The following is a 25,663-nucleotide window of genomic DNA, read 5'->3' as shown; positions in this document are numbered from 1 at the left end:
GCCGCATCTTGTCAGTACGACGCTCAGCGCGCGTTAAGGGTTTGCCAACAGGGTATGCCGAAATGGCCAAGCAGCTCAGCGGTTTCGCACAGCGGCAGCCCGACCACCGCCGAGTAGCTGCCATTGAGCCCGGCGACAAACACCGCGCCCAGTCCTTGAATGCCATAGCCACCCGCCTTGTCCCGAGGTTCGCCGCTGGCCCAGTAGGCCGCCGCTTCATTGAGATCAATGGGGCGAAAACGCACCAGGCTGCGCACAACACGAGACTCGCAACGCTCACCGTCAAGCACGGCAATGGCGGTCAGCACTTCATGTTCTTGTCCTGCCAACATCATAAGCATGGCGCACGCGTCGGCTTCGTCCACCGGTTTGCCGAGAATTTTGCCGTTGAGCACTACGGCGGTATCAGCGCCCAGCACGCAAAAATCGGCGTCGGACACGACCGCGCCACGCCCGGCTTCAGCCTTGCCGCGCGCAAGGCGCTCGACATAGGCCGACGGCGATTCATGGTTCAAAGGGGTTTCATCGATGTCCGCGCTGATGGCGGAGAACGGCACGCCGATCTGCGTGAGCAGTTCACGCCGACGCGGCGAGCCTGAGGCGAGGAATAGCTGTTTCATCAAGACATCTCCCTTGTCATGGTGTGGGCAAATGCCTGACCGAATCAGTTAATTTTGTAACGTCGACGCAGACCGCGCAAACCGAAGCTGATCCACGGCCAGAGCAACGCGCTGACCAGTGCCGGCAAGACCAGCGCCAGCGTTGGCTGACGATTGCCGGTCAGGGCGCTGAGCCACAGCTGAACAAGCTGCGCGAGGCCGAAGATCACCAGGATCACCAGGCTCTGTTGCCACATCGGGAACATCCGCAGCCGCTGTTGCAGCGACAGCACCAGGAACGTGATGAGCGTCAGGATCAACGCGTTCTGGCCCAGCAGCGTGCCGTAAAGCACATCTTCGGCCAAGCCCAGGCACCACGCGGTGACCATGCCGACTTTCTGCGGCAGGGCCAACGCCCAGAACGCCAGCAGCAAGGCGAGCCATAGCGGGCGAAGGATTTCCATGAATTGCGGCAGCGGCGAAACGCTGAGCAACATGCCGATGGCGAACGTCAGCCAGATCATCCAGCCGTTTCGGGAGGCGGTAGCACCGACCATTATTCTCTTCCCCCAGTGGTAGCCGGTGCAGAGACAGGCGGTTTGGCAGCGGGCTTCACGACAGCGGGTTGTGTCGCCGGTGGTTTGGCGGCGGGTGCAGTCGCGGGCGGCTTGGCGGCGGCAGGGTGTGCGGCAGCGGGTTTGACCGGGGTTGTGGCAGCAGGCTTGGCCGGGGTCACAGCAGGTGAAGTCGCTGGAACGGCGGCAGCAGCAGGTGCAATCACCGCAGCAGGTTTCGGCACGGTGGCGGGAATGATTGGCCCGCCGCCTTGCGCATCGAGGTTTTCCTGGGCCTGAGCGGCGTCGTTTGCACGCTCTTCCGGTGTACGCGTATCGCTGAACACCAGCAACAGGTAACGGCTACGGTTCAAGGCAGCGGTCGGCACGGCGCGGACAATGGCAAATGGCTGGCCGGAATCGTGAATCACTTCCTTGACCGTCGCCACCGGGTAACCCGCCGGGAATCGCTGGCCGAGACCGGAGCTGACCAGCAAGTCGCCTTCCTTGATATCCGCCGTGTCGGCCACGTGACGCAGTTCCAGACGTTCCGGGTTGCCGGTGCCGCTGGCAATCGCTCGCAGTCCGTTACGGTTCACTTGCACCGGGATGCTGTGGGTGGTGTCGGTGAGCAACAGCACACGGGAGGTGTACGGCATCAACTCGACCACCTGGCCCATCAGGCCACGGGCATCGAGCACCGGCTGACCGAGGACCACACCGTCGCGCTCACCTTTATTGATGATGATGCGATGGGTGAAGGGGTTGGGGTCCATGCCGATCAACTCGGCCACTTCGACCTTCTCGTTGACCAGCGCGGAGGAATTGAGCAACTCGCGCAGCCGAACGTTCTGCTCGGTGAGGGCGGCAAGCTTTTGCATGCGACCCTGCAGCAGCAGGTTTTCGGTCTTGAGTTTTTCGTTTTCGGCGACCAGCTCGGTACGGCTGCCAAACTGGCTGGCCACACCTTGCCATAGCCGCTGCGGCAGGTCGGTGATCCAGTAAGACTGCATCAGCACCAGCGACATCTGGCTACGCACTGGCTTGAGCAGTGTGAAGCGGGCATCGACCACCATCAGCGCGACCGATAGCACGACCAGCACCAACAAGCGCACGCCCAGTGAAGGCCCTTTGGTGAAAAGCGGTTTAATAAGCCGCTCCTCCCAGGCAAATGTTTTCTTTATTCATACGGCAGACCGGCCTGGATACAGACTGACAGAAGGTAAACGCAAACAGGCAGCACTGCAAAGTGCCGCCTGCGCGCTCAACAGCATAGTTGCATCGGGCGATCACTCGCTCGACAGCAGATCCATGGTGTGTTTATCCATCATTTCCAATGCGCGGCCACCGCCGCGAGCAACGCAGGTCAGCGGGTCTTCGGCAACGATCACCGGCAGACCGGTTTCCTGGGCCAGCAACTTGTCGAGATCACGCAGCAAGGCGCCACCACCGGTCAGTACCAGGCCACGCTCGGCGATATCGGAAGCCAGCTCCGGAGGCGATTGCTCCAGTGCGCTTTTAACAGCCTGAACGATAGTGGCCAGGGACTCTTGCAGAGCTTCCAGCACTTCATTGGAGTTCAGGGTGAATGCGCGTGGAACGCCTTCGGCCAGGTTACGGCCGCGAACGTCGACTTCGCGAACTTCGCCGCCCGGGTAGGCAGTACCGATTTCCTGCTTGATGCGCTCGGCGGTGGATTCGCCGATCAGGCTGCCGTAGTTGCGACGCACGTAGGTGATGATCGCTTCGTCGAAGCGGTCGCCGCCAACCCGTACGGATTCGGCGTAAACCACACCGTTCAGGGAGATCAGTGCGATTTCAGTGGTACCACCACCGATATCGACCACCATCGAACCGCGTGCTTCTTCAACCGGCAGGCCGGCACCGATCGCAGCCGCCATCGGCTCTTCGATCAGGAACACTTCACGTGCGCCGGCACCAAGGGCCGACTCACGGATGGCACGACGCTCAACCTGAGTGGATTTGCACGGAACGCAGATCAGCACACGAGGGCTAGGCTGCAGGAAGCTGTTTTCGTGAACCTTGTTGATAAAGTATTGCAGCATCTTTTCGCAGACGCTGAAGTCGGCAATGACGCCATCCTTCATCGGACGAATGGCGGCAATGTTGCCCGGCGTACGGCCGAGCATGCGCTTGGCCTCGGTGCCGACAGCAACGACACTTTTCTGGTTACCGTGTGTCCGAATAGCCACAACCGATGGCTCATTCAGGACGATTCCGCGCTCGCGCACGTAAATAAGGGTGTTGGCAGTGCCCAGGTCAATGGAAAGATCGCTGGAAAACATGCCACGCAGTTTCTTGAACATGGGAAAGGGACCCTAGGCAACGCGTGGGTAAAAAAGTGCGGCAAACTCTAACAACGACAGGGATTTTGGGCAAGGCGCCAATATGTTAAATTGGCCGCTTTTCTGTGCACCAACCCCCACAATCGCGGCCTTATGACCGTAGAAATGCGGTAGTGTTCCGACAATCTAACACACGGATAGCATCCGTTCTGTTTTCCTTCCACTGGAGAATCCCATGACGCTTGAACGCTCCGACGTGGAAAAAATCGCTCATCTGGCCTGTCTGGGCCTCAATGATGCCGATCTTCCACACATCACTTCGGCCCTGAACAGCATTCTGGGACTGGTCGACGAAATGCAGGCGGTCAATACCGACGGTATCGAGCCGCTCGCCCACCCACTGGAAGCCAGCCAGCGCCTGCGTGCAGACGTCGTGACCGAGACCAATCATCGCGAGGCCTATCAGTCCATCGCACCAGCGGTCGAAAACGGCCTGTACCTGGTTCCGAAAGTCATCGACTAAAGGGAAAGAGCCTGCAATGCATCAATTGACTCTGGCCGAGATCGCCCGCGGACTCGCCGATAAAAAGTTTTCTTCCGAAGAGCTGACCAAAGTCCTGCTGGCGCGCATCGCCCAGCTCGATCCACAGCTCAACAGTTTCATCAGCCTCACCGAAGACCTGGCGCTCCAGCAGGCGAAAGCCGCTGACGCACGCCGTGCCAATGGTGAGAGCGGCGCCCTGCTCGGCGCGCCGATCGCCCATAAAGACCTGTTCTGCACCCAGGGCGTGCGCACCAGCTGCGGCTCGAAGATGCTCGACAACTTCAAGGCACCGTATGACGCCACCGTCGTCGCCAAACTGGCAGCCGCCGGCGCGGTGACCCTGGGCAAGACCAACATGGACGAATTCGCCATGGGTTCGGCCAACGAGTCGAGCTACTACGGCGCGGTGAAAAACCCGTGGAACCTGGAACACGTGCCGGGCGGTTCGTCGGGTGGTTCGGCGGCGGCCGTTGCCGCTCGTCTGTTGCCAGCCGCGACCGCCACCGACACCGGCGGCTCGATCCGCCAGCCGGCCGCGTTCACCAACCTCACCGGCCTGAAACCGACCTACGGTCGCGTTTCGCGCTGGGGCATGATCGCTTACGCGTCCAGCCTCGATCAGGGCGGCCCGTTGGCGCGCACTGCCGAAGACTGCGCGATCCTGCTGCAAGGCATGGCCGGTTTCGACAGCAATGACTCCACCAGCATCGACGAGCCCGTGCCGGATTACAGCGCCAGCCTCAACGACTCGTTGAAAGGCCTGCGCATCGGTGTGCCGAAGGAATACTTCAGCGCCGGTCTCGACCCGCGTATCGCCGAGTTGATCCAGAACAGCATCAAGGAGCTGGAAAAGCTCGGTGCCGTGATCAAGGAAATCAGCCTGCCGAACATGCAGCACGCGATTCCTGCGTACTACGTGATCGCCCCGGCAGAAGCGTCTTCCAACCTGTCGCGTTTCGACGGCGTGCGTTTCGGCTATCGCTGCGAAGACCCGAAAAACCTGGAAGACCTGTACAAGCGTTCCCGTGGCGAAGGTTTCGGTGCAGAAGTGCAGCGCCGGATCATGGTCGGCGCCTACGCGCTGTCGGCCGGCTACTACGACGCCTACTACCTGAAGGCGCAGAAGATTCGTCGTTTGGTGAAGAACGACTTCATGGCGGCTTTCAATGAAGTCGACATCATCCTCGGCCCAACCACGCCGAACCCGGCCTGGAAGCTTGGCGCCAAGAGCAGCGACCCGGTCGCCGCCTACCTGGAAGACGTCTACACCATCACCGCCAACCTCGCCGGCCTGCCGGGCTTGTCCATGCCCGCCGGTTTCGTCGATGGCCTGCCGGTCGGCGTGCAACTGCTCGCCCCGTATTTCCAGGAAGGTCGCCTGTTGAACGTTGCCCATCAGTATCAGTTGAACACTGACTGGCACACCCGCACCCCAACCGGCTTCTGAGGAGAAACACATGCAATGGGAAGTCGTGATCGGGCTGGAGATTCATACCCAGCTCACCACCCGGTCGAAAATCTTTTCCGGTAGCTCCACCACTTTCGGTTCCGAGCCGAACACCCAGGCCAGCCTGGTTGACCTCGGCATGCCTGGCGTCTTGCCAGTGCTGAACCAGGAAGCGGTGCGCATGGCCGTGATGTTCGGCCTCGCTATCGATGCCGAGATCGGCCAGCACAACGTGTTCGCCCGTAAAAACTATTTCTACCCGGACCTGCCCAAGGGCTACCAGATCAGCCAGATGGAATTGCCGATTGTCGGCAAGGGCCACCTGGACATCGCCCTTGAAGACGGTACGGTCAAACGCGTTGGCATCACCCGCGCGCACCTGGAAGAAGACGCCGGTAAAAGCCTGCACGAAGAGTTCAACGGTGCCACCGGCATCGACCTGAACCGCGCCGGCACGCCGCTGCTGGAAATCGTTTCCGAGCCGGACATGCGCAGCGCCAAGGAAGCCGTGGCTTACGTCAAGGCTGTCCACGCGCTGGTGCGCTACCTGGGCATCTGCGACGGCAACATGGCCGAAGGTTCGCTGCGTTGCGACTGCAACGTGTCGATCCGTCCGAAAGGCCAGGCTGAGTTCGGCACGCGTTGCGAGATCAAGAACGTCAACTCGTTCCGCTTCATCGAGAAGGCGATCAACACCGAAGTGCAGCGTCAGATCGAACTGATCGAAGACGGCGGCAAGGTGATCCAGCAGACTCGCCTGTACGACCCGAACAAGGACGAAACCCGTCCGATGCGCAGCAAAGAGGAAGCCAACGACTACCGTTACTTCCCCGATCCGGACCTGCTGCCGGTGGTCATCGAGAACTCGTTCCTCGACGACGTGCGCGCCACCCTGCCGGAATTGCCACCGCAGAAACGCGAGCGTTTCCAGGAGCAGTTCGGTCTGTCGGTCTACGACGCCAGCGTCCTGGCCACCAGCCGCGAGCAAGCCGATTACTTCGAGAAAGTCGCGAGCATTGGCGGCGACGCCAAACTGGCGGCCAACTGGGTCATGGTTGAACTGGGCAGCCTGTTGAACAAACAAGGCCTGGACATTGATCAGTCGCCGGTTTCGGCCGAGCAACTGGGCGGCATGCTGCTGCGCATCAAGGACAACACCATCTCCGGCAAGATCGCCAAAGTGGTGTTTGAAGCGATGGCCAATGGCGAAGGCAGCGCGGACGAGATCATCGACAAGCGCGGCTTGAAGCAAGTGACCGACACCGGCGCGATCTCGGCGGTGCTGGACGAAATGCTCGCGGCCAACGCCGAGCAGGTCGAACAATACCGCGCGGCAGACGAAGCCAAACGCGGCAAGATGTTCGGCTTCTTCGTCGGCCAGGCCATGAAAGCCTCCAAAGGCAAGGCCAACCCGCAACAGGTCAACGAACTGCTGAAAAGCAAGCTCGAAGGCTGATGAGCATGGAGCCAGTATTCAAGCCTGGCTCTACCCCCTGTGGGAGCGAGCCTGCTCGCGATGGTGTGTCAGTCGGCATCAATGTAGCTGACACACCATCGCGAGCAGGTCGAATCGTCGCACCGTCGCCCCCACATTTGCTTGTGGAAACCATTGAATGAAGCGTCTACTTGCCGCCTGCGCCCTGCTCTCGCTGCTGGCCGGTTGCGCCAGCACCGATGCCGTCGATCCTCACGGTTACGACCAGACAGGCGTGGCGTCCTACTACGGCGCCAAACACCAGGGCAAACGCACCGCCAGCGGTGAACGTTTCGACAAAAATTCCATGACCGCTGCCCACCGCCAACTACCCTTTGGTACGCGGGTGAAGGTCACCAATCTGAAAAACGACAAATCCTGTGTAGTCCGCATCAATGATCGCGGGCCGCACACTCGCGGGCGCCTGATCGACTTGTCTCACGAAGCCGCCGAGCAACTGGGCATGATCAAAAGCGGCACCGCACGGGTTCGCGTGCAAGCCCTCGACTGACTCACGGAGCCCCGACCATTTTCGGACTTGCCGACTTACCCCTGCTCAGCGTGATTGAACTGCTCAGCGGCCTGGTTCTACTGATCGCCGGTGCCGAACTGATGGTGCGCGCCGCTGTGCGCGTGGCCGCGCGACTGCACGTTCGACCGCTGATCATCGGCCTGACCATCGTCGCCCTCGGCAGCAGCGCACCGCAGATGGCCGTCAGCCTGCAAGCCACGCTGGCGCAGAACGCCGACATCGCCGTCGGCAGCGTGATCGGCAGCAGCATCTTCAACATCCTCGTCACCCTCGGGCTTTCGGCGCTGATCATCCCGCTGCGGGTCTCGCGGCAACTGGTGCGCCTGGATATTCCACTGATGATCGGCGCCAGCCTGCTGGTGTTCGTTCTGGCATGGAATGAAGAACTGACCCGGGTCGACGGCGTCCTGCTATTGGCGGCGCTGATGGTGTATCTGGGCCTGCTGCTGCGCCAGTCGCGGCATTCGGCGCGCCCACAAACGAGCCCGCATGAAGGCCCTGAAGTTCCGTGGTTCAGCAGCCTGCTGATGATCGTCGCGGGCCTGGCGATGCTGATCTACGCCGGGCATTTGCTGCTGGGCGCCGCGGTGTCGGTCGCCACGGACCTGGGGCTGTCGGAACGGATCATCGGCCTGACCATCGTCGCCGTCAGCACTTCGTTGCCGGAACTGGCGACCTCGTTGATCGCGGCATTGCGTGGCCAGCGCGACATCGCCGTAGGCAACGTGATCGGCAGCAACCTGTTCAACCTGTTGGGCGTGCTGGGCGTTACCGCACTGATCGCGCCGTCGCCATTGTCGGTCTCGCCCAACGCGCTGGATTTCGACTTGCCGGTGATGCTCGGCGTCGCGGCGCTGTGCCTGCCGGTGTTCTATTCCGGCTACCGGGTGACCCGCGCCGAAGGTCTGCTGTTTTTGGGTTTGTACCTGGCTTACGGCCTGCACGTGGTGTCGTTCACCACCGGCATGCCGCTGGCCGGCAAGCTTGAACACCTGATGCTGTTTTTCGTCCTGCCGGCGCTGTTGGCGTTTTTGCTGTTCACGTCGCTGCGCGCCTGGCGTCGCCAACACCACAAGAAGGAATTGCCATGACCGACAATAAAAAATCCGGCGTTGAAGTCCGCCGCCAAGTGATGGGCGACGCGTTCGTCGATCGCGCATTGGGCAATGCCACCGAGTTCACCCAGCCGTTGCAGGATTTCGTCAATGAACACGCCTGGGGCAGTGTGTGGAGCCGCGAAGGTTTGCCGCTGAAAACCCGCAGCCTGATCACCCTCGCCGCGCTGACCGCGCTGAAGTGCCCGCAGGAATTGAAAGGCCACGTGCGCGGCGCGCTGAACAATGGCTGCACCGTGGAAGAGATTCGCGAGGCACTGCTGCATTGCGCGGTGTATGCCGGTGTGCCGGCGGCGATCGATGCGTTTCGGGCGGCGCAGGAAGTGATCGATAGCTATCAGAAGCCGGAGTAAGCAGGTCCGCCGCTTTCGCGGGCAAGCCTCGCTCCTACACGTTCGATGACCTTCTGTAGGAGCGAGGCTCGCCCGCGAATGGATCTAAAGCGCACAGAGAATCTGAAGCTAGATCCACCCACCCCACTGCAACAAAAAGATCCCGATATTGGTGGTCACCGCCGCCATCAGCGTGGTGATCACAATGATCGCCGCTGCCAGTTCATGATTGCCATCGGCCTGACGCGCCATGACAAAACTGGCCGCCGCGGTCGGGCTGCCGAAGTACAGGAACAGAATCCCCAACTCCGCCCCGCGAAAACCCCAGAGCCATGCACCCAGCGTCGCCAGCACCGGCAGGCCGATCATCTTCACCAGGCTGGAGCTGAGTGCCATGTGGCCGCTTTTGCGCATCGCCGCCAGCGACAGCGTGCCGCCGATGCAGATCAACGCCAAGGGCAACGTGGTTTGCGCCAGGTACTGCCCGGACTTCTCCAGCCAGCCCGGCAAGGCAATATTGAAATACGCGAACGGCGCCGCCGCAAACACGCTGATGATCAGCGGGTTGTTCATCACGCTTTTGCAGATACTCCACGGGTCGGACTTGATCACCGGGCTGTACACCGCCAGCACAATGGTCGACAGCGTGTTGTAAAACAGGATCACCAGTGCCGCGAGAATCGCGCCGAGGGAAATTCCGTAATCGCCGTACATGCTCGCTGCCAGCGCGAGGCCGATAACGCCGTTGTTGCCGCGAAACGCACCCTGGGTGTAAATCCCGCGGTCTTCACGTGGGCACTTCCAGATCGCCCAGCCCCAGGCGATGGCGAAGCTGACCAGCGTGGCAATCGAAAAATAGATCAGCAGCGACGGTTGCAGCGCGGCGTGCAAGTCGGCATGCAGGATGCCCAGAAACAGCAACGCCGGCATGGTGACGTTGAACACCAGAGCCGACGCAGTGTGGATGAAATTGTCGTTGATCCAGTTGATACGCTTTAGCAGCACGCCCAGAAACAGCATGGCAAACACCGGCGCGGTGATGTTCAGGGTTTCGAGGAAGATAGCCAGCATGCCGGGGGTCACCTTGGGTGGGCGTCGTTAGGGGGCTAATGATAAGCCACCCAAGACGTTGGCGTCTGGTAGAAAGCCTTCGCGGGCAAGCCTCGCTCCTACAGAAGATCACCGGACCTGTAGGAGCGAGCGGTGCGGCGACCCGACTTGCCCGCGAAGAACGATGACGCGGTCTTACGTGATCGGCGCAGGGTTGAACAGGGTAATGTCGTTATGCAGCTTGTGCCGCTCCGACCACGTCTGTTTCTTCCCGCTGGCCACGTCCAGGTAGTAGTGAAACAACTCCCACCCGAGATCCTCGATCGACGCCCGTCCAGTCGCAATCCGCCCGGCATCGATGTCGATCAGGTCCGGCCAGCGCTGCGCCAGTTCGGTCCGGGTCGATACCTTCACCACCGGCGCCATCGCCAGGCCATACGGCGTGCCACGCCCGGTGGTGAACACGTGCAGGTTCATCCCGGCCGCCAGTTGCAACGTCCCGCAGACAAAATCGCTGGCCGGGGTCGCACAGAAAATCAGGCCTTTGCGCTTGAAGCGCTCGCCAGGGCCCAGCACGCCGTTGATCGCGCTGCTGCCGGATTTGACGATCGACCCAAGGGATTTCTCGACAATGTTCGACAACCCGCCCTTCTTGTTGCCCGGCGTGGTGTTGGCGCTGCGATCCGCTTCGCCCTTGGCCAGGTAACGGTCGTACCAGTCCATTTCCCGCACCAGTTCCTGAGCGACTTCCTCGGTTTCGGCGCGGGACGTCAGCAGGTAAATCGCGTCGCGCACTTCGGTGACTTCGGAAAACATCACCGTCGCACCGGCGCGCAGCAACAGGTCAGAGGCGTAACCCAGCGCCGGGTTGGCGGTGATGCCGGAGAACGCATCGCTGCCACCACACTGCATGCCGAGAATCAGTTCGGACGCCGGCACGGTTTCCCGGCGACGTTGATCGAGCTTCTTCAATCGAGTCTCGGCCAGGGCCATGATCTGCTCGATCATTTCGGTGAAACCGTGACTCGAATCCTGCAAGCGATACAGCCACGGATCGCTCAAATCCACCGAGCTGTCGTTCTCGTGCATCACCTGCCCGGCCTGCAATTTCTCGCAGCCCAGGCTGATCACCAGCGCTTCGCCGCCCAGGTTCGGATTGCGCGCCAGGTTACGCACGGTGCGGATCGGGATGTACGCATCCGTCGCGGTGATTGCCACGCCGCAGCCGTAGCTGTGAGTCAACGCAACCACGTCATCGACGTTCGGGTACTTGGGCAGCAACTCGTCCTTGATGCGCTTGACCGCATGATCCAGAACGCCGGTGACGCACTGCACCGTGGTGGTAATCCCGAGAATGTTGCGCGTGCCGACGGTCCCGTCGGCGTTGCGATAACCCTCGAACGTAAAGCCTTCCAGCGGTGCCTGCGCCGCCGGCACCTCGGTGGACAGCGGCAAGCTGTCCAGCGGTGGCGCGGTGGGCATGCGCAGTTGATCTTCCTTGACCCAACTGCCGCGCGGAATCGGCTGCAACGCGTAGCCAATGGTCTGGCCGTAACGAATCACCTGGCCGCCCTCGGGAATGTCCTCGAGGGTGACCTTGTGGCTCTGCGGCACGAAGTCCACGGTGACCAGGCCATCGGGAAACTCGGTGCCCGCCGGCACGCCCTGATCGTTGACCACGATCACGACGTTGTCTCGCTCGTGCAGGCGGATGTAGCGCGGCGAGTCGGAATGTTCAATCAACTGCATGACGCCGCTCCTCAGGAATGCGCTTGTGACAATTTGTTGTTTGTTTCAGGGCCGCTGACCGGTGGCTCTTTGAGCACCACACGTTTGATCGGGCCAACGATCACCAGGTAGCTGAACACTGCAACCAGTGCGTTGCAACCGACAAACACCAGTGCCCACTTGAACGAACCGGTGGAGCTGATGATGTAGCCGATGACGATCGGCGTGGTAATCGACGCGATGTTGCCGAAGGTGTTGAACAGGCCCCCGCTGAGACCGGCAATCTGTTTCGGCGAGGTATCGGACACGACTGCCCAACCCAGCGCACCCACGCCTTTGCCGAAGAAAGCCAAGGCCATGAAGCCCACGACCATCCATTCAACATCGACATAGTTGCAAGCCACGATGCTGCTGGAAACCAGCAAGCCCGCGATGATCGGCGCCTTGCGAGCAAAGGTCAGGGAATGGCCCTTGCGCAGCAGGTAGTCGGAAATCACCCCGCCGAGCACACCACCGATGAAACCGCAGATCGCCGGCAACGAGGCGATGAAACCAGCCTTGAGGATGGTCATGCCGCGTTCTTGCACCAGGTACACCGGGAACCAGGTCAGGAAGAAGTAGGTGATGCCGTTGATGCAGTATTGGCCCAGGTACACGCCGAGCATCATGCGGTTGGTCAGCAACTGGCGGATGTAGTCCCACTTCGGACCGTCGCTTTTTTTGCCTTTGCCTTTGTCCTGGTCCATATCGACCATGCCGCCGTTGTCGGCGATGTGTTTGAACTCAGCGTCGTTGATCATCGGGTGCTGGCGTGGGCTGTAGATCACCTTCAGCCAGATGCCCGAGAAGATGATGCCGATCACGCCCATCACGATGAACACGTGCTGCCAGCCGAAGCTGTAGACGATCCAGCCCATCAGCGGCGCGAACAACACGGTGGCAAAGTATTGCGCCGAGTTGAAGATCGCCGAGGCGGTGCCGCGTTCAGCGGTCGGGAACCAGGCGGCCACGATGCGTGCGTTACCAGGGAAGGATGGCGCTTCGGCCAGGCCCACCAGGAAGCGCAGCATGAACAGCGCAACCACTGCCGTGGACATGCCGAACTCGCCGACATAGCCCTGCAGCACGGTGAACAATGACCAGGTGAAAATGCTCAGCGCGTAGATTTTTTTCGAGCCGAAACGGTCCAGCAGCCAGCCACCGGGAATTTGCCCGGCCACGTAGGCCCAACCGAATGCGGAGAAGATGTAACCGAGGGTGACCGCGTCGATGCCGAGGTCTTTTTGCAGGCTGGAGCCGGCGATTGCGATGGTAGCCCGGTCGGCGTAGTTGATCGTGGTCACCAGAAAAAGCATGAGCAAAATCAAATAGCGGACGTGGGTCGGCTTGGTCGCTTGCATGTAGATGTACTCCCACTGATTATTTTTATGCGGGTAATAACGATGTTCTGTAGGAACGGCCGGTCGACGCTCGATTGCTGGCGATGCAGGCACCTCGGTGTGTCATTTACACCGTGGTGATGCGATCGCCAGCAAGCCGGCTCCTACAGGTATTGCGTGAATCAGGAACCGATGTAGGAGGTCTTCACAACCGTGTAGAACTCTTGCGCGTAGCGACCTTGCTCGCGGGAACCATAGGATGAACCTTTACGCCCACCGAATGGAACGTGGTAATCCACGCCCGCCGTCGGCAGGTTGACCATCACCATCCCGGCCTGGGAGTGGCGTTTGAAGTGGTTGGCGTACTTCAGCGACGTGGTGGCGATGCCCGCCGACAGACCGAATTCGGTGTCGTTGGCCATGGCCAGTGCAGCGTCGTAATCCGCCACGCGAACGATGTTGGCCACCGGGCCGAAGATCTCTTCGCGACTGATGCGCATCGCCGCTTCGCTGTCGGCAAACAGCGTAGGCGCGAGGTAGTAGCCTTCGGTGTCGCAGGTCACCAGACCGCCGCCGCTGACCAGACGTGCACCTTCGGACTGACCGATGTCGATGTACTTCATGTCCTGTTCAAGCTGAGCTTGCGAGACCACCGGTCCAATGTCGGTGCCGGTTTTCAGCGCGTGGCCGACCTTGATCGACTTCATGCGCTCGGCCATCGCTTCGACGAACTTGTCGTGGATGCCGGCAGTGACGATGAAGCGGCTGGAAGCGGTGCAACGCTGGCCGGTGGAGTAGAACGCGCTCTGTACCGACAGTTCGACCGCTTGCTTGAGGTCGGCGTCGTCGAGGATGATCTGCGGGTTCTTGCCACCCATTTCCAGCTGAACCTTGGCCTGGCGCGACACGCAGCTGACGGCGATCTGACGACCGACACCGACGGAACCGGTGAAGCTGATGCCATCGACTTTCCGGCTCTGAACCATTGCATCGCCAACCACGCGACCGCTGCCCATCACCAGGTTGAACACGCCGGCCGGGAAGCCTGCGCGGGAGATGATTTCAGCCAGCGCCCAGGCGCAACCCGGCACCAGATCCGCCGGTTTCAGCACGACGCAGTTGCCGTAGGCCAGGGCCGGGGCGATTTTCCACGCAGGGATGGCGATCGGGAAGTTCCACGGGGTGATCAGGCCAACCACGCCCAAGGCTTCGCGAGTGACTTCGACGTTGACGCCCGGACGTACCGACGGCAAGTAGTCGCCGGACAGACGCAGGGTTTCACCGGCGAAGAACTTGAAGATGTTACCGGCGCGGGTCACTTCGCCGATGGCTTCAGGCAGGGTCTTGCCCTCTTCCCGAGCCAGCAAGGTGCCGAGTTCTTCGCGGCGAGCGAGGATTTCAGTACCGACTTTATCCAGCGAGTCGTGGCGGGCTTGAATGCCCGAGGTCGACCAGGCCGGGAACGCAGCACGAGCGGCGTCGATGGCGGCGTGGACCTGGGCCAGATCAGCCTTGGCGTATTCACCGATGGTGTCGGTCAGTTCGGACGGGTTGATGTTGGCGCAGTATTCACTGCCGGCAACCCATTCACCGTTGATGTAGTTATCGAAACGCTTTGTATCAGCCACAACAATCTCCTCACGCAAAAGGCCGCTGATTGCTCAGCGGCCTTGTTTAATCGGGTGTGTTACTGCGCACCTTGCTTGTCGATCAGCGCGGCGAGCATTTCGTACTCTTCGCCGGTCAGATCGGTCAGCGGCGCACGCACAGGACCTGCGTCATAGCCGGCAATTTTTGCACCCGCCTTGACGATGCTCACCGCGTAACCGGATTTGCGGTTACGGATGTCCAGGTACGGCAGGAAGAAGTCGTCGATGATCTTGCCGACGGTGGCGTGATCTTCGCGAGCGATGGCGTGGTAGAAATCCATCGCGGTTTTCGGGATGAAGTTGAACACCGCCGAGGAGTAAACCGGTACGCCCAAGGCCTTGTAGGCAGCGGCGTAGACTTCGGCGGTCGGCAAACCACCCAGGTAGCTGAAGCGATCGCCGAGGCGACGACGGATCGACACCATCAACTCGATATCGCCCAGGCCATCCTTGTAACCGATCAGGTTCGGGCAGCGCTCGGCCAGGCGTTCCAGCAGCGGCGCGGTCAGGCGGCAGACGTTGCGGTTGTAAACCACCACGCCGATCTTCACCGATTTGCACACGGCTTCAACGTGGGCGGCAACGCCGTCCTGGCTGGCTTCGGTCAGGTAGTGCGGCAGCAGCAACAGGCCTTTGGCGCCCAGACGCTCGGCTTCCTGTGCGTATTCGATGGCTTGACGGGTCGAACCGCCAACGCCGGCCAGAATCGGCACGCTGGTTTCGCAGGTGTCGACGGCAGTCTTGATGATTTCCGAATATTCGCTGGCCGCCAGGGAGAAGAACTCACCGGTGCCGCCTGCGGCGAACAGAGCCGAGGCGCCGTATGGGGCCAGCCATTCGAGACGCTTGATGTAGCCCGCGCGATTGAAGTCGCCCTGAGCATTGAAATCGGTAACCGGGAAAGACAACAGACCGGAAGAGAGGATGGACTTCAGTTCTTGTGGATTCATTATTCGAACACCCTGGGTAGCAACGTTTGTTTGTGTGTGTGTGTGAGAAAACCGTTCAGCCTGCGCCGAAGTTGTAGGTCATCGTACAACTTAAAAAACAACCGTCAACTGCATTTCATCGCCGCACCCAAAATTTATGCGTCGGAAAAGTATTTTCTTGACGTAGGAAAGATCTTCTCTATGCTCTGAACAACTGTATATGCATACAGTTATCTTGAAGCATACCGACGACATATCAAGGAGATAGAAATGTCAGGTCTACACACAAAACCTCAGGAAAAACCAAAACAGGTCATTGCCGGGCTGGATGATCTGTTCACCGAGAACGGCATCGCCATTACGGGTAATGACCATCTGGTCCTGCGCCTCGACGAGCACCGGACCGACACCCACCAGCCATCCGCCCCTGCATCCGGCAACGCCTTGAAAGGCAAGCCACAGCTGAGGTTCGAAGGTGGTGAACACACCGCCATCGGCGATAACACGCTGCTGCGTTTCGTCAAGGATGCACCGGCGATAACAGCCTCGCAGGTCGAGTTGCATTTGCCTAACGGCCTGGCCCTGACGTATGGGCAGGTTGTTGCACTGGGCGGTGATTTCTATGGAATCCCGGACAAACCGGTCAGCGAAGGCGCAACCGCCGCCGACCGGATCCAGCGCTTTAACGAGGCCTTCAATTCCCTGGCGGTGCTGCCGGCATCAAATGCCGAAGCGAAGCTGATCCTCGGCGTCATGCAGAAGGAAATCGCCGCGGTTAAACAGGCGATAAAGGACGGCAAACAGCCCCACGAGGCGTATGACGCACTGGGTGATACGTTGTCGGAAGAGTGGAACAAGATCACCGGCGGCGGCAGTTTCGTCTCGGCCCTGTATCCATTGGGCCGCTACCTGAAACTGGCCGCCAACAACGCTGACCACTTCGCCGAGTGGGCACTGCTGGCCTACATCGCCGGGCATACGGCGGCATTGCAACAAGCGGTGGTCGCCCACAACAGTGGCGATGACGCGTCGCTGGAACTGGCTTACGCGATGAACGCTTTCGCCGATCACTACCTGACTGACCTGTTTTCCGCCGGCCACCTGCGGGTGCCGCGCAAACAGTTGGCAGCGGTGGTCACGCCGAGTGATCTGGGCTCGTTGATTACCCGCTTCATGCACGACGAAGACAGCAAGTTCGGCCTCAATGTGCGCAATGGCGACGGCGCTCAATGGCACGCTTATGGCGACAAGCGCTACTTCGATGCAATCGACAGCGCCAATCGCGCCCAGGTCAATCTAGCGGTCCAGGTGTCGGCGGATGAAATTTTCGCGACGTACCTCAGCGGCATCGCCCCGTCGCCCGGCAGTTTCGCGGCATTGAAAAAACTGCCTGATCTGCAAGCGGTACTGAACCCGACGGGCAATTTCTCGCCGCTGTTCAAGGTCGAGGGCAACAAGGTGTTGCGGCGCAAGGACGTCAATAACCTGAATGACACCGCCACCGTCGATGACTGGTGGGGCTGGAGCACTTACCTGCTGCTCAAGGACTACAACCCGACTGGCAACGTGGCCTGATAAGGAGATCGATGATGACTATCAAACTGAAACTGGAATTGGCTTCGGGCGATTCGCTGAAGGGTGCGCCGCTGGAATTGCTGGCTGATGGCAAGGCCATTGCCAAAGCGGTGGTGGGTAAGCATGGGGATGTGGTGTTCGATGCCAAGCCCGGTGCAGGTCGGTTGGCGGTGAGGGTGGATCGTTCGATTCTTCGTGCTGGCTGACGCTGTGATGTGATGGCCGCAGGCCTCATCGCCAGCAAGCCGGCTCCTACAGGATTGTCGTCGTACACAAAATTTGCGTACGACACAGTTCCTGTAGGAGCCGGCTTGCCGGCGATAGCGGTCTCTCGAGCAACCCGTAACCCGGGTTGAAATATTAACCCCGCTGCGCCTCAGCCTCTTCATGCGCATGACGCAACCGCTCGCGGCTGTTCGTCAGATGCAAGCGCATCGCCGCCCGCGCCGCATCGGAATCCTGGCGTGCAATCGCATCGTAAATCTCTTCGTGCTCACGGCTCAGGCGACTCATGTAGTGCTGTTGGTCGTCATGGGCCAGGCGTGCCGAGTTCAGGCGCGTGCGCGGAATGATGCTGGTGCCCAGGTGGGTCATGATGTCGGTGAAGTAGCGGTTGCCGGTCGACAGCGCGATTTGCAGGTGGAACTGGAAGTCCGAGGCCACGGCATCGCTGGCGTGGGCCGCGCTTTCGTTCAAGGCGTCCAGGGCGGCGCGCATCAACGCCAACTGCTCAGGGCTGCGACGTTGCGCAGCAAGCCCCGCGGACTCCACTTCGAGGCTGATACGCAGCTCCAGAATCGCCAGCACATCACGCAGCGTCACCACCGTCGCCGGGTCGATACGGAAACCGCTCGGGCTCGGTGTATCGAGCACGAAGGTGCCGATGCCGTGGCGGGTTTCCACCTGCCCGGCCGCCTGCAAACGGGAAATCGCCTCGCGCACCACGGTGCGGCTGACGCCATGGGCATCCATGATCGCCGACTCGGTGGGCAATTTGTCGCCGCGCTTGAGGTGACCATCGCGGATCTGCTCGGACAGCACCGTCACCAATTCCTGTGCGAGGCTGCGGCGCTTGCGAGGGAGGCGTGGTGCGTCGATCGGGTTTTCCATGGTGAACGTCTGTCTCGAAAAATTCGGCTGAAACCGCATCATAGCTCAACGCGGTTGTACGATCACCATCACCCCTTTGTAGGAGCGAGCGGTGCGGCGATCCGACTTGCCCGCCAAGGCCGTTACGCGGATTGTAATTAAGACCGCGTCATCGTTCTTCGCGGGCAAGCCTCGCTCCTACAGGGATTGTGGTGATTATGCGGTTACGGTCTGATCCACCAGATGGCCGTTGTCGATGCGCACATGCCGTGGATGGAAGCGTTTCAGGCTGCTGCGATGCCCGACGCTGACGATGCTGAGCCCCGGAATCTCATCGATCAACGCCTGATACAGCGAAGCTTCATCCTCTTCATCCATCGCCGAAGTCGCTTCGTCCATGTACAGCCATTGCGGTGCATAAAGCAGCGCACGGGCAAAGGCCAGACGTTGCTGTTCACCCGGCGAAAGCATGCGTTGCCAGTGATTCGCTTCATCCAGGCGCGAAACCAGGTGTGGCAAACGACAGGTTTCCAGCACATGAACGTAGCGTTCCTGCGGATAGGTCTCGCCAGGCTGTGGATAACTCAACACCTCGCGCAGCGTGCCAATCGGCAGATAAGGCTTTTGCGGCAGGAACAAATAGCGCGCCGCCGGCAGACGAATGCTGCCATGGCCTGTTGGCCACAAATGCCCCATCGCTCGCAGCAACGTGGACTTGCCGCTGCCGGAACGGCCGCTGAGCATCACGCGCTCGCCCTCCTCCACGGTCATGTCGGCATTGGTCAGCAAATGCCGACCATCCGCCAGATCGAGGCCCAGGTTGTGAATCTTCAACCCATTACCCTGATTCTGTACGTCGATGGCCGGCGCGCGCTCTTCGTTGTCGGTCATGGCCTGACGGAAACTCAGCAGACGATCACAAGTGGCACGCCATGAGGCGAGGTTCTGGTACGCACTGATAAACCAGCTGAAGCTCTCCTGCACATTGCCGAACGCCGAACTGATTTGCATCAGATCACCGAGTTCGATCTTGCCAGCGAAATAACGTGGGGCGGCGACCATGAACGGAAAGATGATGGCGGCCTGTTGGTAACCCGCAGTAAAGAACGTCAGACGCTTGGACACCTTCATGATGTCCCAGAAGTTGTGCCAGACCAGCCCGAAGCGGTGGCTCAAGCGACGATTTTCATTGGGTTCGCCGTTGTACAGCGCAATGGTCTCGGCATTTTCGCGAACCCGTACCATGGAGAAACGCAGGTCGGCTTCAAAGCGTTGTTGTTGGTTGTTCAGGCCGATCAGGCGACGACCGATCAGATGCGTCAGCCAGCTACCGATCACGGCATACACCAGCACACACCAGAACATGTAGCCGGGAATGGTAAAACCGAACACTTCGATACTGCCCGACACGCCCCACAGAATGATCGAGAACGACACCAGGCTGACAATGTTGCGCAGCAAACCGATGCCCAGCTCCAGGGTATTGGAGGTGAAGTTGTTGAGGTCTTCGGAAATCCGCTGGTCCGGGTTATCGGTGTAACCGCCCTGCTCCAGCTGGTAGTAATTCTTGTTGCCGAGCCAGCGGGCGAAATGCTTTTCCGTGAGCCAGGCACGCCAGCGAATGGTCAGCATCTGCGTCAGATAGAGCCGGTAAACGGCACCGATGATCGCCACCGCCGCAATCCCGCAGAAATACAGAATCAGCTGCCAGAACGCGGCTTCGTCCTTCTTCTGCAGAGCGTTGTAGAAGTCCTTGTACCAGGTGTTGAACCACACCGAGAGCCCCACGCTGATCAACGACAACGCGATCACCGCGATCAGTAGTGTCCAGGCCTTGACCTTCTCTTCGCTTTGCCAATAAGGCGTGATCATCGCCCAGACTTTGCGAAAAAACTGCCCGCGCACGGCATCGTTGACCGCGGAATATTCAGCGTTCTGATTCATGGAAAAGGCTCGATAAAGAAAAGAACACGCACGAACCGATCATAGATGATCGGCTCGGTTTGTCGCGAGGCGCGGCCGGCATTTGTTCAGCGCAGGTTCAGCGACGAACGGGACGCTTTTGCAGTTTGCGCTGCAGCGTACGGCGGTGCATGCCCAGGGCGCGGGCAGTGGCGGAGATGTTGCCTTCGTGTTCGGTCAACACGCGCTGGATGTGTTCCCACTGCAAACGGTCCACTGACATCGGGTTTTCCGGCACCAGGGAGTCGAGGTCGGCGTGCTCGGAGAGCAGCGCAGCAAGGACATCATCGGCATCCGCCGGTTTGCACAGGTAGTTGCAGGCACCGCGCTTGATCGCTTCGACAGCGGTGGCAATGCTCGAGTAACCGGTGAGGATCACCACGCGCATTTCCGGGTCGAGTTCGAGCAGTTTTGGCAGCAACACCAGGCCGGAATCGCCGTCCATTTTCAGGTCCAGCGCGGCGTAATCCGGGATATCGGCCTGGGCGATGGTCAGGCCTTCTTCGGCGGAGCCGGCGGTGCTGACGCGAAAACCACGGCGAGCCATGGCGCGCGCCATCACGCGGGTGAACGTGGCGTCGTCATCTACCAGCAGCAAATGCGGCAGTTCTTCGCCTTCGACTTGGATCTCTTCACTCATGTTCGTCTCCTCGGGCGACACGGGGCAGGCGCAGCTCGGTGAGCGTACCGCCTTCCTCATGACTGTAGAGTTTCACTGAGCCGCCGGCGCGTGTCACGCTGGCCTTGCTCAAAAACAGGCCCAGGCCGAAACCTTTGCCCTTGGTGGTAAAAAACGGTTTGCCGATCTGTTCGGCAATGGCCAGCGGCACACCGGCGCCGTGGTCGCGAATGCTGATGGTCAAATTCTCGGCATTCCAGTCCAGCGTCACTTGCAGCCCTTCGGGGCATGCGTCAGCGGCGTTGTTCAACAAATTCAGCAGCGCCTGGGTCAGGTCCGGCGGCGGCGCCATGCGTGGCACGGTGCCTTGGCCCAGGCGCTGGAAGCGGTAACTGGCTTCCGGGCGCATCAAGTGCCAGCGGTTCAGCGCTTCGTCGAGCCAATCGGTGACGTCCTGCATCTCCACCGCCAAGCGGCGATTGGCCTCGGCGGCGCGCACCAGTTGCTGCAAGGTTTCTTTGCAGAGTTTGACCTGATCCTGCAGCACGCTGAGGTCGTCCTGCAACATCGGATCGTGATGGTCCCGGCGCATTTCCTTGAGCAGCACGCTCATGGTCGCCAGCGGCGTGCCCAGTTCATGGGCGGCACCGGCGGCTTCGGTCGCGACGGCCAGCAATTGCTGATCACGCAGGCCTTCTTCGCGACGGATGGCCCGTAGCTCCTCCTGCCGGCGCAGCTCTTCGGCCATGCGCGCGGCGAAGAAGGTGATGACCGCCGCGGCAAGGGCGAAGCTCAGCCACATCCCGTAGACCTGCAGGTTTTCCCGGGCAATCGGGAAAGTTTGCAGCGGATAGAAACCCGCCAGCAACAAGGTGTACATCGCCAGGGCGATGCCCGACAGAATCACCGAATAACGCCATGGCAGCGTCACGGCGGCGATGGTCAGCGGCACCAGGTAATAAGAGACGAAGGGGTTGGTCGAGCCGCCGGAGAAATACAGCAAGGCGCTGTGGATAAACAGGTCGCAGGCCAGTTGCACGGCGTATTCAAGCTCGGTAACCGGCCAGGAGGTACGCAGCCGAATCGCCGTGAACGCGCACAGCAACATAGAGCAACCGAGGGTCGCGGCCAGTTGGAACCAAGGCAGCGGCAGCAAGTCGAGCCAGTAGGCCAGGCCCACGGAACCGGCCTGAGCGGCCAACACCAATGTGCGGATGAACGTCAGCCGCCAGAGATTCTGACGAGTTGCGGAAGTGATTTGAACGGGGGCGAGCATGAGCTCTCCTGATGAGCGCTCCAGGCAGATCGCACGGAGTATAACCAAGCACGGGGGCTGACAGGCAAAAGTGCGGCAAACGGCCACATGGCAGGAATGTCAGCCGCGTCTATAAGGCCGCCTTCGCGGGCAAGCCTCGCTCCTACAGGAAAATGCATTCTGGCGTAGGAGCGAGGCTTGCCCGCGAAGGCCGCGACGCGGTCAACCATCTGTATAGAAGTTGTAACTGTGCGAACCGGATCATTAAAGCTAGAGTCTGATGGTTTCACGCAGGCTCGGACCTAACCCCTGCGCATCGTCCAAGGAGTTTTCATGCACACTTTCCGCCGCAGCGCCGCCCTTCTCGCCCTCAGCGTTGGCACCGTCGCCAGCCTCCCGGCCATGGCCGCCGACGAGCTGCATTACAACCAGATTTCCCTGCGCGCCGAAGTCAGTCAGGAAGTTGCCCGCGACCTGATGATCGTGACCCTCTACACCGAAGAACAAAACACCGACCCGGCCAAACTCGCGGCCGACGTCAGCACCACCATGAACAAAGCGCTGGCCCAGGCCAAGCAAGTCAAAGACATCACCCTGCGCCAGGGCAGCCGCAACAGCTACCCGATCTACGACACCAAGGGCCAGAAAATCACTGGCTGGCGCGAACGCGCCGAACTGCGCCTGGAAAGCTCCGACTTCGCCGCCCTGTCGAAACTGACCGGCGAACTGCTCACCGACCTGAAAATGGGCGGCATGGACTTCGCCATCGCCACGCCAACCCGCAAGGCCAGCGAAGACGCCCTGCTCAAAGACGCCGTGACCGCCTTCAAAGCCCGAGCACAACTGGCCACCGACGCGCTGGGCGGCAAGGGTTACAAAATCGTCAACCTGAACCTGAACAGCAACGGTTATCCACAACCGTACATGCGTGGGCCGATGATGATGAAAGCGGCCAGCATGGATGCCGCGCCGGTTACGCCGGAAGTTGAAGCCGGCACCAGCCAGGTCAGCATGACGGCGGATGGGTCGATTGAAGTATTGATGCCTTGATTCGATAGCCCTTACAAAAAACGGCGATCACCAAAGTGATCGCCGTTTTTTATGCCCCCGGAAAATCGACGCCACCCGATCCTGTAGGAGCCGGCTTGCTGGCGAAAAATTCCGGATTTTGCGACGCTGTTTCGGACGCCATCGTCGGAACGCCGCCCGCAGCAAGCCGGCTCCTACAAAGGTTCAGGTACATCCGCGAAATCAGGTCGGCTGACAGGCCGCCATCGCCAGCAAGCCGGCTCCTACAAAGGCGTGGTACATCCGCGAAATCGGGTTGGCTGACAAGCCGCCATCGCCGGCAAGCCGGCTCCTACAAAAGCAGGTCGACGCCCACCCGCTTCTCACCACTCATCAGGCCGAGCGTTAGCTCGCCTGCAGCTTTTGATTTTGATCTGCCCGCCCCTTCGGGAGGCCGAGCGGAGGTTCTGCACAGTGGGCAGCCCGGCATGGATGCCGGGCTAGCCGCCCCCGGCCATGGATGGCCGATGGCGGCGGGCCCACGGAGCCGGACCGGAGCGAGGGAACGCCGAGCCTAAGCGAGGGGCCGGACGCCGGGGCGAGACCTTTTGGTTCCTTTTGGGGCGTTTGCCAAAAGGGACTCGCCGTAAGGGCGAAACCGTAAGTGGCCGTTACCGCAGGAATGGATATGTACACCTGGAAGAAAATGGTCGGCTACCAGGCCGCCATCGCCAGCAAGCCGGCTCCTACATGTCGATGTGTGCAGATCCGGAAAACAGCCTGAATATACCGAGATAGAGGGGTCCCCCTCACAAACGGATATTTCCGCCCACCCCGTCTACGACGCTACCCTGAGGAAAACACAGCGACCCAAACCCCCGGGGACTCCATGGAAAGAACCACCGTCAAACCACTCCTGCTCGCCCTAGCCCTCGCAACAACCGCCCCATTCGCACAAGCCGCCACCACCCTGGTCTACTGCTCCGAAGCCAGCCCTGCCGGCTTCGACCCCAGCCAATACACCAGCGGCACCGACTTCGACGCCTCGGCCGAAACCGTCTTCAACCGCCTCACCCAATTCAAACGCGGCGGCACCGAAGTCGAACCCGGGCTGGCGACAAACTGGGACGTGTCAAAAGACGGCCTCACCTACACCTTCCACCTGCGCGACGGCGTGAAACTCCACACCACCGACTACTTCACCCCGACCCGCGACTTCAACGCCGACGACGTGCTGTTCACCTTCCAGCGCCTGCTCGACCCGGAGAATGCGTTCCGCAAAGCCTATCCCGCCGAGTCCCCGTACTTCACCGACATGGACCTGAACAAAACGATCAAGAGCGTCGACAAAATCGACGAACACACCGTGCGCTTCAGCCTGAACAACATCGACGCCGCCTTCATCCAGAACCTGGCGATGAGTTTCGCTTCGGTGCAATCCGCCGAGTACGGCGCGCAACTGCTAAAAGAAGGCAAAGCCGCCGACATCAACCAGAAACCCGTCGGCACCGGCCCGTTCGTGTTCAAGCGTTATCAAAAGGACTCGCAGATCCGCTACGTCGCCAACAAGGCGTACTGGAAACCCGAGGATGTGAAAATTGACAACCTGGTGTTCTCGATCACCCCGGACGCCGCCGTGCGCTTGCAGAAACTCAAGGCCGGCGAGTGCCAAGTCAGCGGTTACCCGCGCCCGGCCGACATCGAGGTGATGGAGAAAGACCCGAACCTGCGCGTGCTCAAGCAGGCCGGGTTCAACCTCGGTTTCCTGGCCTACAACGTGACACACCCGCCGCTGGACCAGCTCAAGGTGCGTCAGGCCCTGGACATGGCGATCGACAAACCGGCGATCATCAAGGCTGTCTACCAGAGTGCCGGGCAACTGGCGCAAAACGCCTTGCCACCGGCGCAATGGTCGTATGACCCAAGCATCAAGGATGCCCCCCACGACCCGACAAAAGCCCGGGCGCTACTGAAAGAAGCAGGGGTTGCACCCGGTACCACCATCAATTTGTGGGCCATGACCGTGCAACGTGCCTCCAACCCCAATGCGCGGATGTCGGCACAGATGATCCAGCAGGATTGGGAGAAGGTCGGCATCAAGGCCAACATCGTCAGCTATGAATGGGGCGAGTACATCAAGCGCGCCAAGAACGGCGAACACGACGCGATGATCTACGGCTGGACCGGCGACAACGGCGACCCCGACAACTGGCTCGGCGTGCTCTACAGCTGCGCGGCCGTGAAGGGCAGCAACTACACCAAGTGGTGCGACCCGGCCTACGACAAACTCGTCCAGCAAGCCAAGGTGTCCACGGACAAACAGCAGCGGGTGAAACTGTATCAACAGGCCCAACAAATCCTTAAGCAACAGGTGCCTATCACGCCGATCGCCAACTCGACGGTGTTCCAGCCGCTGCGCAAGGAAGTCACCGACTTCAAGATCAGCCCGTTCGGCCTCACACCCTTCTATGGTGTGGGTATAAATAAGTAACACCGCGCGCCAACCGGGTGCGCCCA

At 60.5% G+C, this 25,663-nt stretch carries 23 protein-coding genes; 10 read left to right on the top strand and 13 right to left on the bottom strand.

Annotated elements, in window-relative coordinates; all coding sequences use genetic code 11:
• Positions 1 to 23: 23 nt before the first annotated feature.
• The 4 genes from K5R88_RS25435 to mreB all read right to left on the bottom strand — a co-directional run bounded on the left by K5R88_RS25435 (position 24) and on the right by mreB (position 3,480).
• Complete coding sequence (locus K5R88_RS25435) at positions 24 to 620, bottom strand: Maf family protein (RefSeq protein WP_008037408.1); 597 nt, start codon at positions 618 to 620, stop codon at positions 24 to 26.
• Positions 621 to 664: 44 nt separating this feature from the next.
• Complete coding sequence (mreD, locus tag K5R88_RS25430; RefSeq protein WP_008037410.1) at positions 665 to 1,156, bottom strand: rod shape-determining protein MreD; 492 nt, start codon at positions 1,154 to 1,156, stop codon at positions 665 to 667.
• Positions 1,156 to 2,256, bottom strand: coding sequence for a rod shape-determining protein MreC (mreC, locus tag K5R88_RS25425; RefSeq protein WP_442963918.1), 1,101 nt, complete (start codon positions 2,254 to 2,256; stop codon positions 1,156 to 1,158). The genes mreD and mreC overlap by 1 nt, the downstream gene beginning before the upstream one ends.
• Positions 2,257 to 2,442: 186 nt before the next feature.
• Positions 2,443 to 3,480, bottom strand: a complete 1,038-nt coding sequence (mreB, locus tag K5R88_RS25420) for a rod shape-determining protein MreB (RefSeq protein WP_002555108.1) — start codon at positions 3,478 to 3,480, stop codon at positions 2,443 to 2,445.
• 214 nt (positions 3,481 to 3,694) lie between these two features.
• On the opposite strand from mreB, the gene gatC reads away from it, so the two are divergent.
• From gatC to K5R88_RS25390, 6 genes are all read left to right on the top strand, one after another.
• Positions 3,695 to 3,982, top strand: a complete 288-nt coding sequence (gene gatC / locus K5R88_RS25415) for an Asp-tRNA(Asn)/Glu-tRNA(Gln) amidotransferase subunit GatC (RefSeq protein ID WP_008026876.1) — start codon at positions 3,695 to 3,697, stop codon at positions 3,980 to 3,982.
• Between the two features lie 16 nt (positions 3,983 to 3,998).
• On the top strand, positions 3,999 to 5,450 hold the full coding sequence (gatA, locus tag K5R88_RS25410) for an Asp-tRNA(Asn)/Glu-tRNA(Gln) amidotransferase subunit GatA (RefSeq protein WP_008026874.1): 1,452 nt from the start codon (positions 3,999 to 4,001) through the stop codon (positions 5,448 to 5,450).
• Between the two features lie 10 nt (positions 5,451 to 5,460).
• Entirely contained in the window at positions 5,461 to 6,906 is a 1,446-nt protein-coding gene (gene gatB / locus K5R88_RS25405) for an Asp-tRNA(Asn)/Glu-tRNA(Gln) amidotransferase subunit GatB (protein ID WP_008026871.1), read from the top strand.
• A gap of 157 nt (positions 6,907 to 7,063) precedes the next feature.
• Positions 7,064 to 7,435 carry a septal ring lytic transglycosylase RlpA family protein gene (locus tag K5R88_RS25400; protein WP_223555771.1) on the top strand — a complete coding sequence of 124 codons (372 nt, stop codon included), beginning with the start codon at positions 7,064 to 7,066 and terminating at the stop codon, positions 7,433 to 7,435.
• A gap of 50 nt (positions 7,436 to 7,485) precedes the next feature.
• A complete protein-coding gene (locus K5R88_RS25395) occupies positions 7,486 to 8,547 on the top strand; it encodes a calcium/sodium antiporter (RefSeq protein WP_008037426.1) in 1,062 nt (353 codons plus the stop codon).
• On the top strand, positions 8,544 to 8,924 hold the full coding sequence (locus tag K5R88_RS25390) for a carboxymuconolactone decarboxylase family protein (protein WP_226298595.1): 381 nt from the start codon (positions 8,544 to 8,546) through the stop codon (positions 8,922 to 8,924). Before K5R88_RS25395 ends, K5R88_RS25390 begins: the two co-directional genes overlap by 4 nt.
• A gap of 108 nt (positions 8,925 to 9,032) precedes the next feature.
• On the opposite strand, the gene K5R88_RS25385 is transcribed toward K5R88_RS25390, so the two are convergent.
• From K5R88_RS25385 to kdgD, 5 genes are all read right to left on the bottom strand, one after another.
• On the bottom strand, positions 9,033 to 9,974 hold the full coding sequence (locus K5R88_RS25385) for an AEC family transporter (RefSeq protein ID WP_192227725.1): 942 nt from the start codon (positions 9,972 to 9,974) through the stop codon (positions 9,033 to 9,035).
• A 174-nt stretch (positions 9,975 to 10,148) separates the two neighbouring features.
• Positions 10,149 to 11,702 carry a galactarate dehydratase gene (gene garD / locus K5R88_RS25380; protein ID WP_008037432.1) on the bottom strand — a complete coding sequence of 518 codons (1,554 nt, stop codon included), beginning with the start codon at positions 11,700 to 11,702 and terminating at the stop codon, positions 10,149 to 10,151.
• 11 nt (positions 11,703 to 11,713) lie between these two features.
• Entirely contained in the window at positions 11,714 to 13,081 is a 1,368-nt protein-coding gene (locus K5R88_RS25375) for an MFS transporter (protein ID WP_008026859.1), read from the bottom strand.
• 161 nt (positions 13,082 to 13,242) lie between these two features.
• The gene (locus tag K5R88_RS25370; protein ID WP_226298594.1) at positions 13,243 to 14,688 is read right to left on the bottom strand and encodes an aldehyde dehydrogenase family protein; all 1,446 of its coding nucleotides are present in this window, start codon (positions 14,686 to 14,688) and stop codon (positions 13,243 to 13,245) included.
• Positions 14,689 to 14,747: 59 nt separating this feature from the next.
• Complete coding sequence (kdgD, locus tag K5R88_RS25365) at positions 14,748 to 15,659, bottom strand: 5-dehydro-4-deoxyglucarate dehydratase (RefSeq protein ID WP_008026855.1); 912 nt, start codon at positions 15,657 to 15,659, stop codon at positions 14,748 to 14,750.
• Between the two features lie 249 nt (positions 15,660 to 15,908).
• On the opposite strand from kdgD, the gene K5R88_RS25360 reads away from it, so the two are divergent.
• Both K5R88_RS25360 and K5R88_RS25355 read left to right on the top strand, forming a co-directional pair.
• A complete protein-coding gene (locus K5R88_RS25360) occupies positions 15,909 to 17,213 on the top strand; it encodes a phospholipase (RefSeq protein ID WP_226298593.1) in 1,305 nt (434 codons plus the stop codon).
• Positions 17,214 to 17,227: 14 nt separating this feature from the next.
• Entirely contained in the window at positions 17,228 to 17,419 is a 192-nt protein-coding gene (locus tag K5R88_RS25355) for a hypothetical protein (protein WP_192227722.1), read from the top strand.
• Between the two features lie 154 nt (positions 17,420 to 17,573).
• On the opposite strand, the gene K5R88_RS25350 is transcribed toward K5R88_RS25355, so the two are convergent.
• From K5R88_RS25350 to K5R88_RS25335, 4 genes are all read right to left on the bottom strand, one after another.
• Entirely contained in the window at positions 17,574 to 18,323 is a 750-nt protein-coding gene (locus K5R88_RS25350) for a FadR/GntR family transcriptional regulator (RefSeq protein WP_031318393.1), read from the bottom strand.
• Positions 18,324 to 18,518: 195 nt separating this feature from the next.
• A complete protein-coding gene (locus K5R88_RS25345) occupies positions 18,519 to 20,246 on the bottom strand; it encodes an ABC transporter ATP-binding protein/permease (RefSeq protein ID WP_008037437.1) in 1,728 nt (575 codons plus the stop codon).
• A gap of 97 nt (positions 20,247 to 20,343) precedes the next feature.
• Positions 20,344 to 20,904: a response regulator transcription factor gene (locus K5R88_RS25340; protein WP_008026845.1), complete on the bottom strand. Its 561-nt coding sequence runs from the start codon at positions 20,902 to 20,904 to the stop codon at positions 20,344 to 20,346.
• Positions 20,897 to 22,159, bottom strand: coding sequence for an ATP-binding protein (locus K5R88_RS25335; RefSeq protein ID WP_008026843.1), 1,263 nt, complete (start codon positions 22,157 to 22,159; stop codon positions 20,897 to 20,899). Before K5R88_RS25335 ends, K5R88_RS25340 begins: the two co-directional genes overlap by 8 nt.
• Positions 22,160 to 22,471: 312 nt before the next feature.
• On the opposite strand from K5R88_RS25335, the gene K5R88_RS25330 reads away from it, so the two are divergent.
• Positions 22,472 to 23,188 (top strand): SIMPL domain-containing protein, encoded by a 717-nt coding sequence (locus K5R88_RS25330; RefSeq protein WP_008037440.1) that lies wholly within the window; start codon positions 22,472 to 22,474, stop codon positions 23,186 to 23,188.
• Between the two features lie 847 nt (positions 23,189 to 24,035).
• Positions 24,036 to 25,637, top strand: coding sequence for an ABC transporter substrate-binding protein (locus K5R88_RS25325; protein WP_226298592.1), 1,602 nt, complete (start codon positions 24,036 to 24,038; stop codon positions 25,635 to 25,637).
• The last annotated feature ends 26 nt before the right edge of the window (positions 25,638 to 25,663 follow it).

The sequence above is a fragment of the Pseudomonas sp. MM213 genome (assembly GCF_020423045.1).
Lineage (GTDB): Bacteria > Pseudomonadota > Gammaproteobacteria > Pseudomonadales > Pseudomonadaceae > Aquipseudomonas > Aquipseudomonas migulae.
This window is presented reverse-complemented; position numbering and strand designations above follow the sequence as displayed.

Coding starts and splice junctions, on each gene's coding strand:
- K5R88_RS25435 (WP_008037408.1), bottom strand. CDS start 620: ATGAAACAGCTATTCCTCGCCTCAGGCTCGCCGCGTCGGCGTGAACTG.
- mreD (WP_008037410.1), bottom strand. CDS start 1,156: ATGGTCGGTGCTACCGCCTCCCGAAACGGCTGGATGATCTGGCTGACG.
- mreB (WP_002555108.1), bottom strand. CDS start 3,480: ATGTTCAAGAAACTGCGTGGCATGTTTTCCAGCGATCTTTCCATTGAC.
- gatC (WP_008026876.1), top strand. CDS start 3,695: ATGACGCTTGAACGCTCCGACGTGGAAAAAATCGCTCATCTGGCCTGT.
- gatA (WP_008026874.1), top strand. CDS start 3,999: ATGCATCAATTGACTCTGGCCGAGATCGCCCGCGGACTCGCCGATAAA.
- gatB (WP_008026871.1), top strand. CDS start 5,461: ATGCAATGGGAAGTCGTGATCGGGCTGGAGATTCATACCCAGCTCACC.
- K5R88_RS25400 (WP_223555771.1), top strand. CDS start 7,064: ATGAAGCGTCTACTTGCCGCCTGCGCCCTGCTCTCGCTGCTGGCCGGT.
- K5R88_RS25390 (WP_226298595.1), top strand. CDS start 8,544: ATGACCGACAATAAAAAATCCGGCGTTGAAGTCCGCCGCCAAGTGATG.
- K5R88_RS25385 (WP_192227725.1), bottom strand. CDS start 9,974: ATGCTGGCTATCTTCCTCGAAACCCTGAACATCACCGCGCCGGTGTTT.
- garD (WP_008037432.1), bottom strand. CDS start 11,702: ATGCAGTTGATTGAACATTCCGACTCGCCGCGCTACATCCGCCTGCAC.
- K5R88_RS25375 (WP_008026859.1), bottom strand. CDS start 13,081: ATGCAAGCGACCAAGCCGACCCACGTCCGCTATTTGATTTTGCTCATG.
- kdgD (WP_008026855.1), bottom strand. CDS start 15,659: ATGAATCCACAAGAACTGAAGTCCATCCTCTCTTCCGGTCTGTTGTCT.
- K5R88_RS25360 (WP_226298593.1), top strand. CDS start 15,909: ATGTCAGGTCTACACACAAAACCTCAGGAAAAACCAAAACAGGTCATT.
- K5R88_RS25355 (WP_192227722.1), top strand. CDS start 17,228: ATGACTATCAAACTGAAACTGGAATTGGCTTCGGGCGATTCGCTGAAG.
- K5R88_RS25350 (WP_031318393.1), bottom strand. CDS start 18,323: ATGGAAAACCCGATCGACGCACCACGCCTCCCTCGCAAGCGCCGCAGC.
- K5R88_RS25345 (WP_008037437.1), bottom strand. CDS start 20,246: ATGAATCAGAACGCTGAATATTCCGCGGTCAACGATGCCGTGCGCGGG.
- K5R88_RS25340 (WP_008026845.1), bottom strand. CDS start 20,904: ATGAGTGAAGAGATCCAAGTCGAAGGCGAAGAACTGCCGCATTTGCTG.
- K5R88_RS25335 (WP_008026843.1), bottom strand. CDS start 22,159: ATGCTCGCCCCCGTTCAAATCACTTCCGCAACTCGTCAGAATCTCTGG.
- K5R88_RS25330 (WP_008037440.1), top strand. CDS start 22,472: ATGCACACTTTCCGCCGCAGCGCCGCCCTTCTCGCCCTCAGCGTTGGC.
- K5R88_RS25325 (WP_226298592.1), top strand. CDS start 24,036: ATGGAAAGAACCACCGTCAAACCACTCCTGCTCGCCCTAGCCCTCGCA.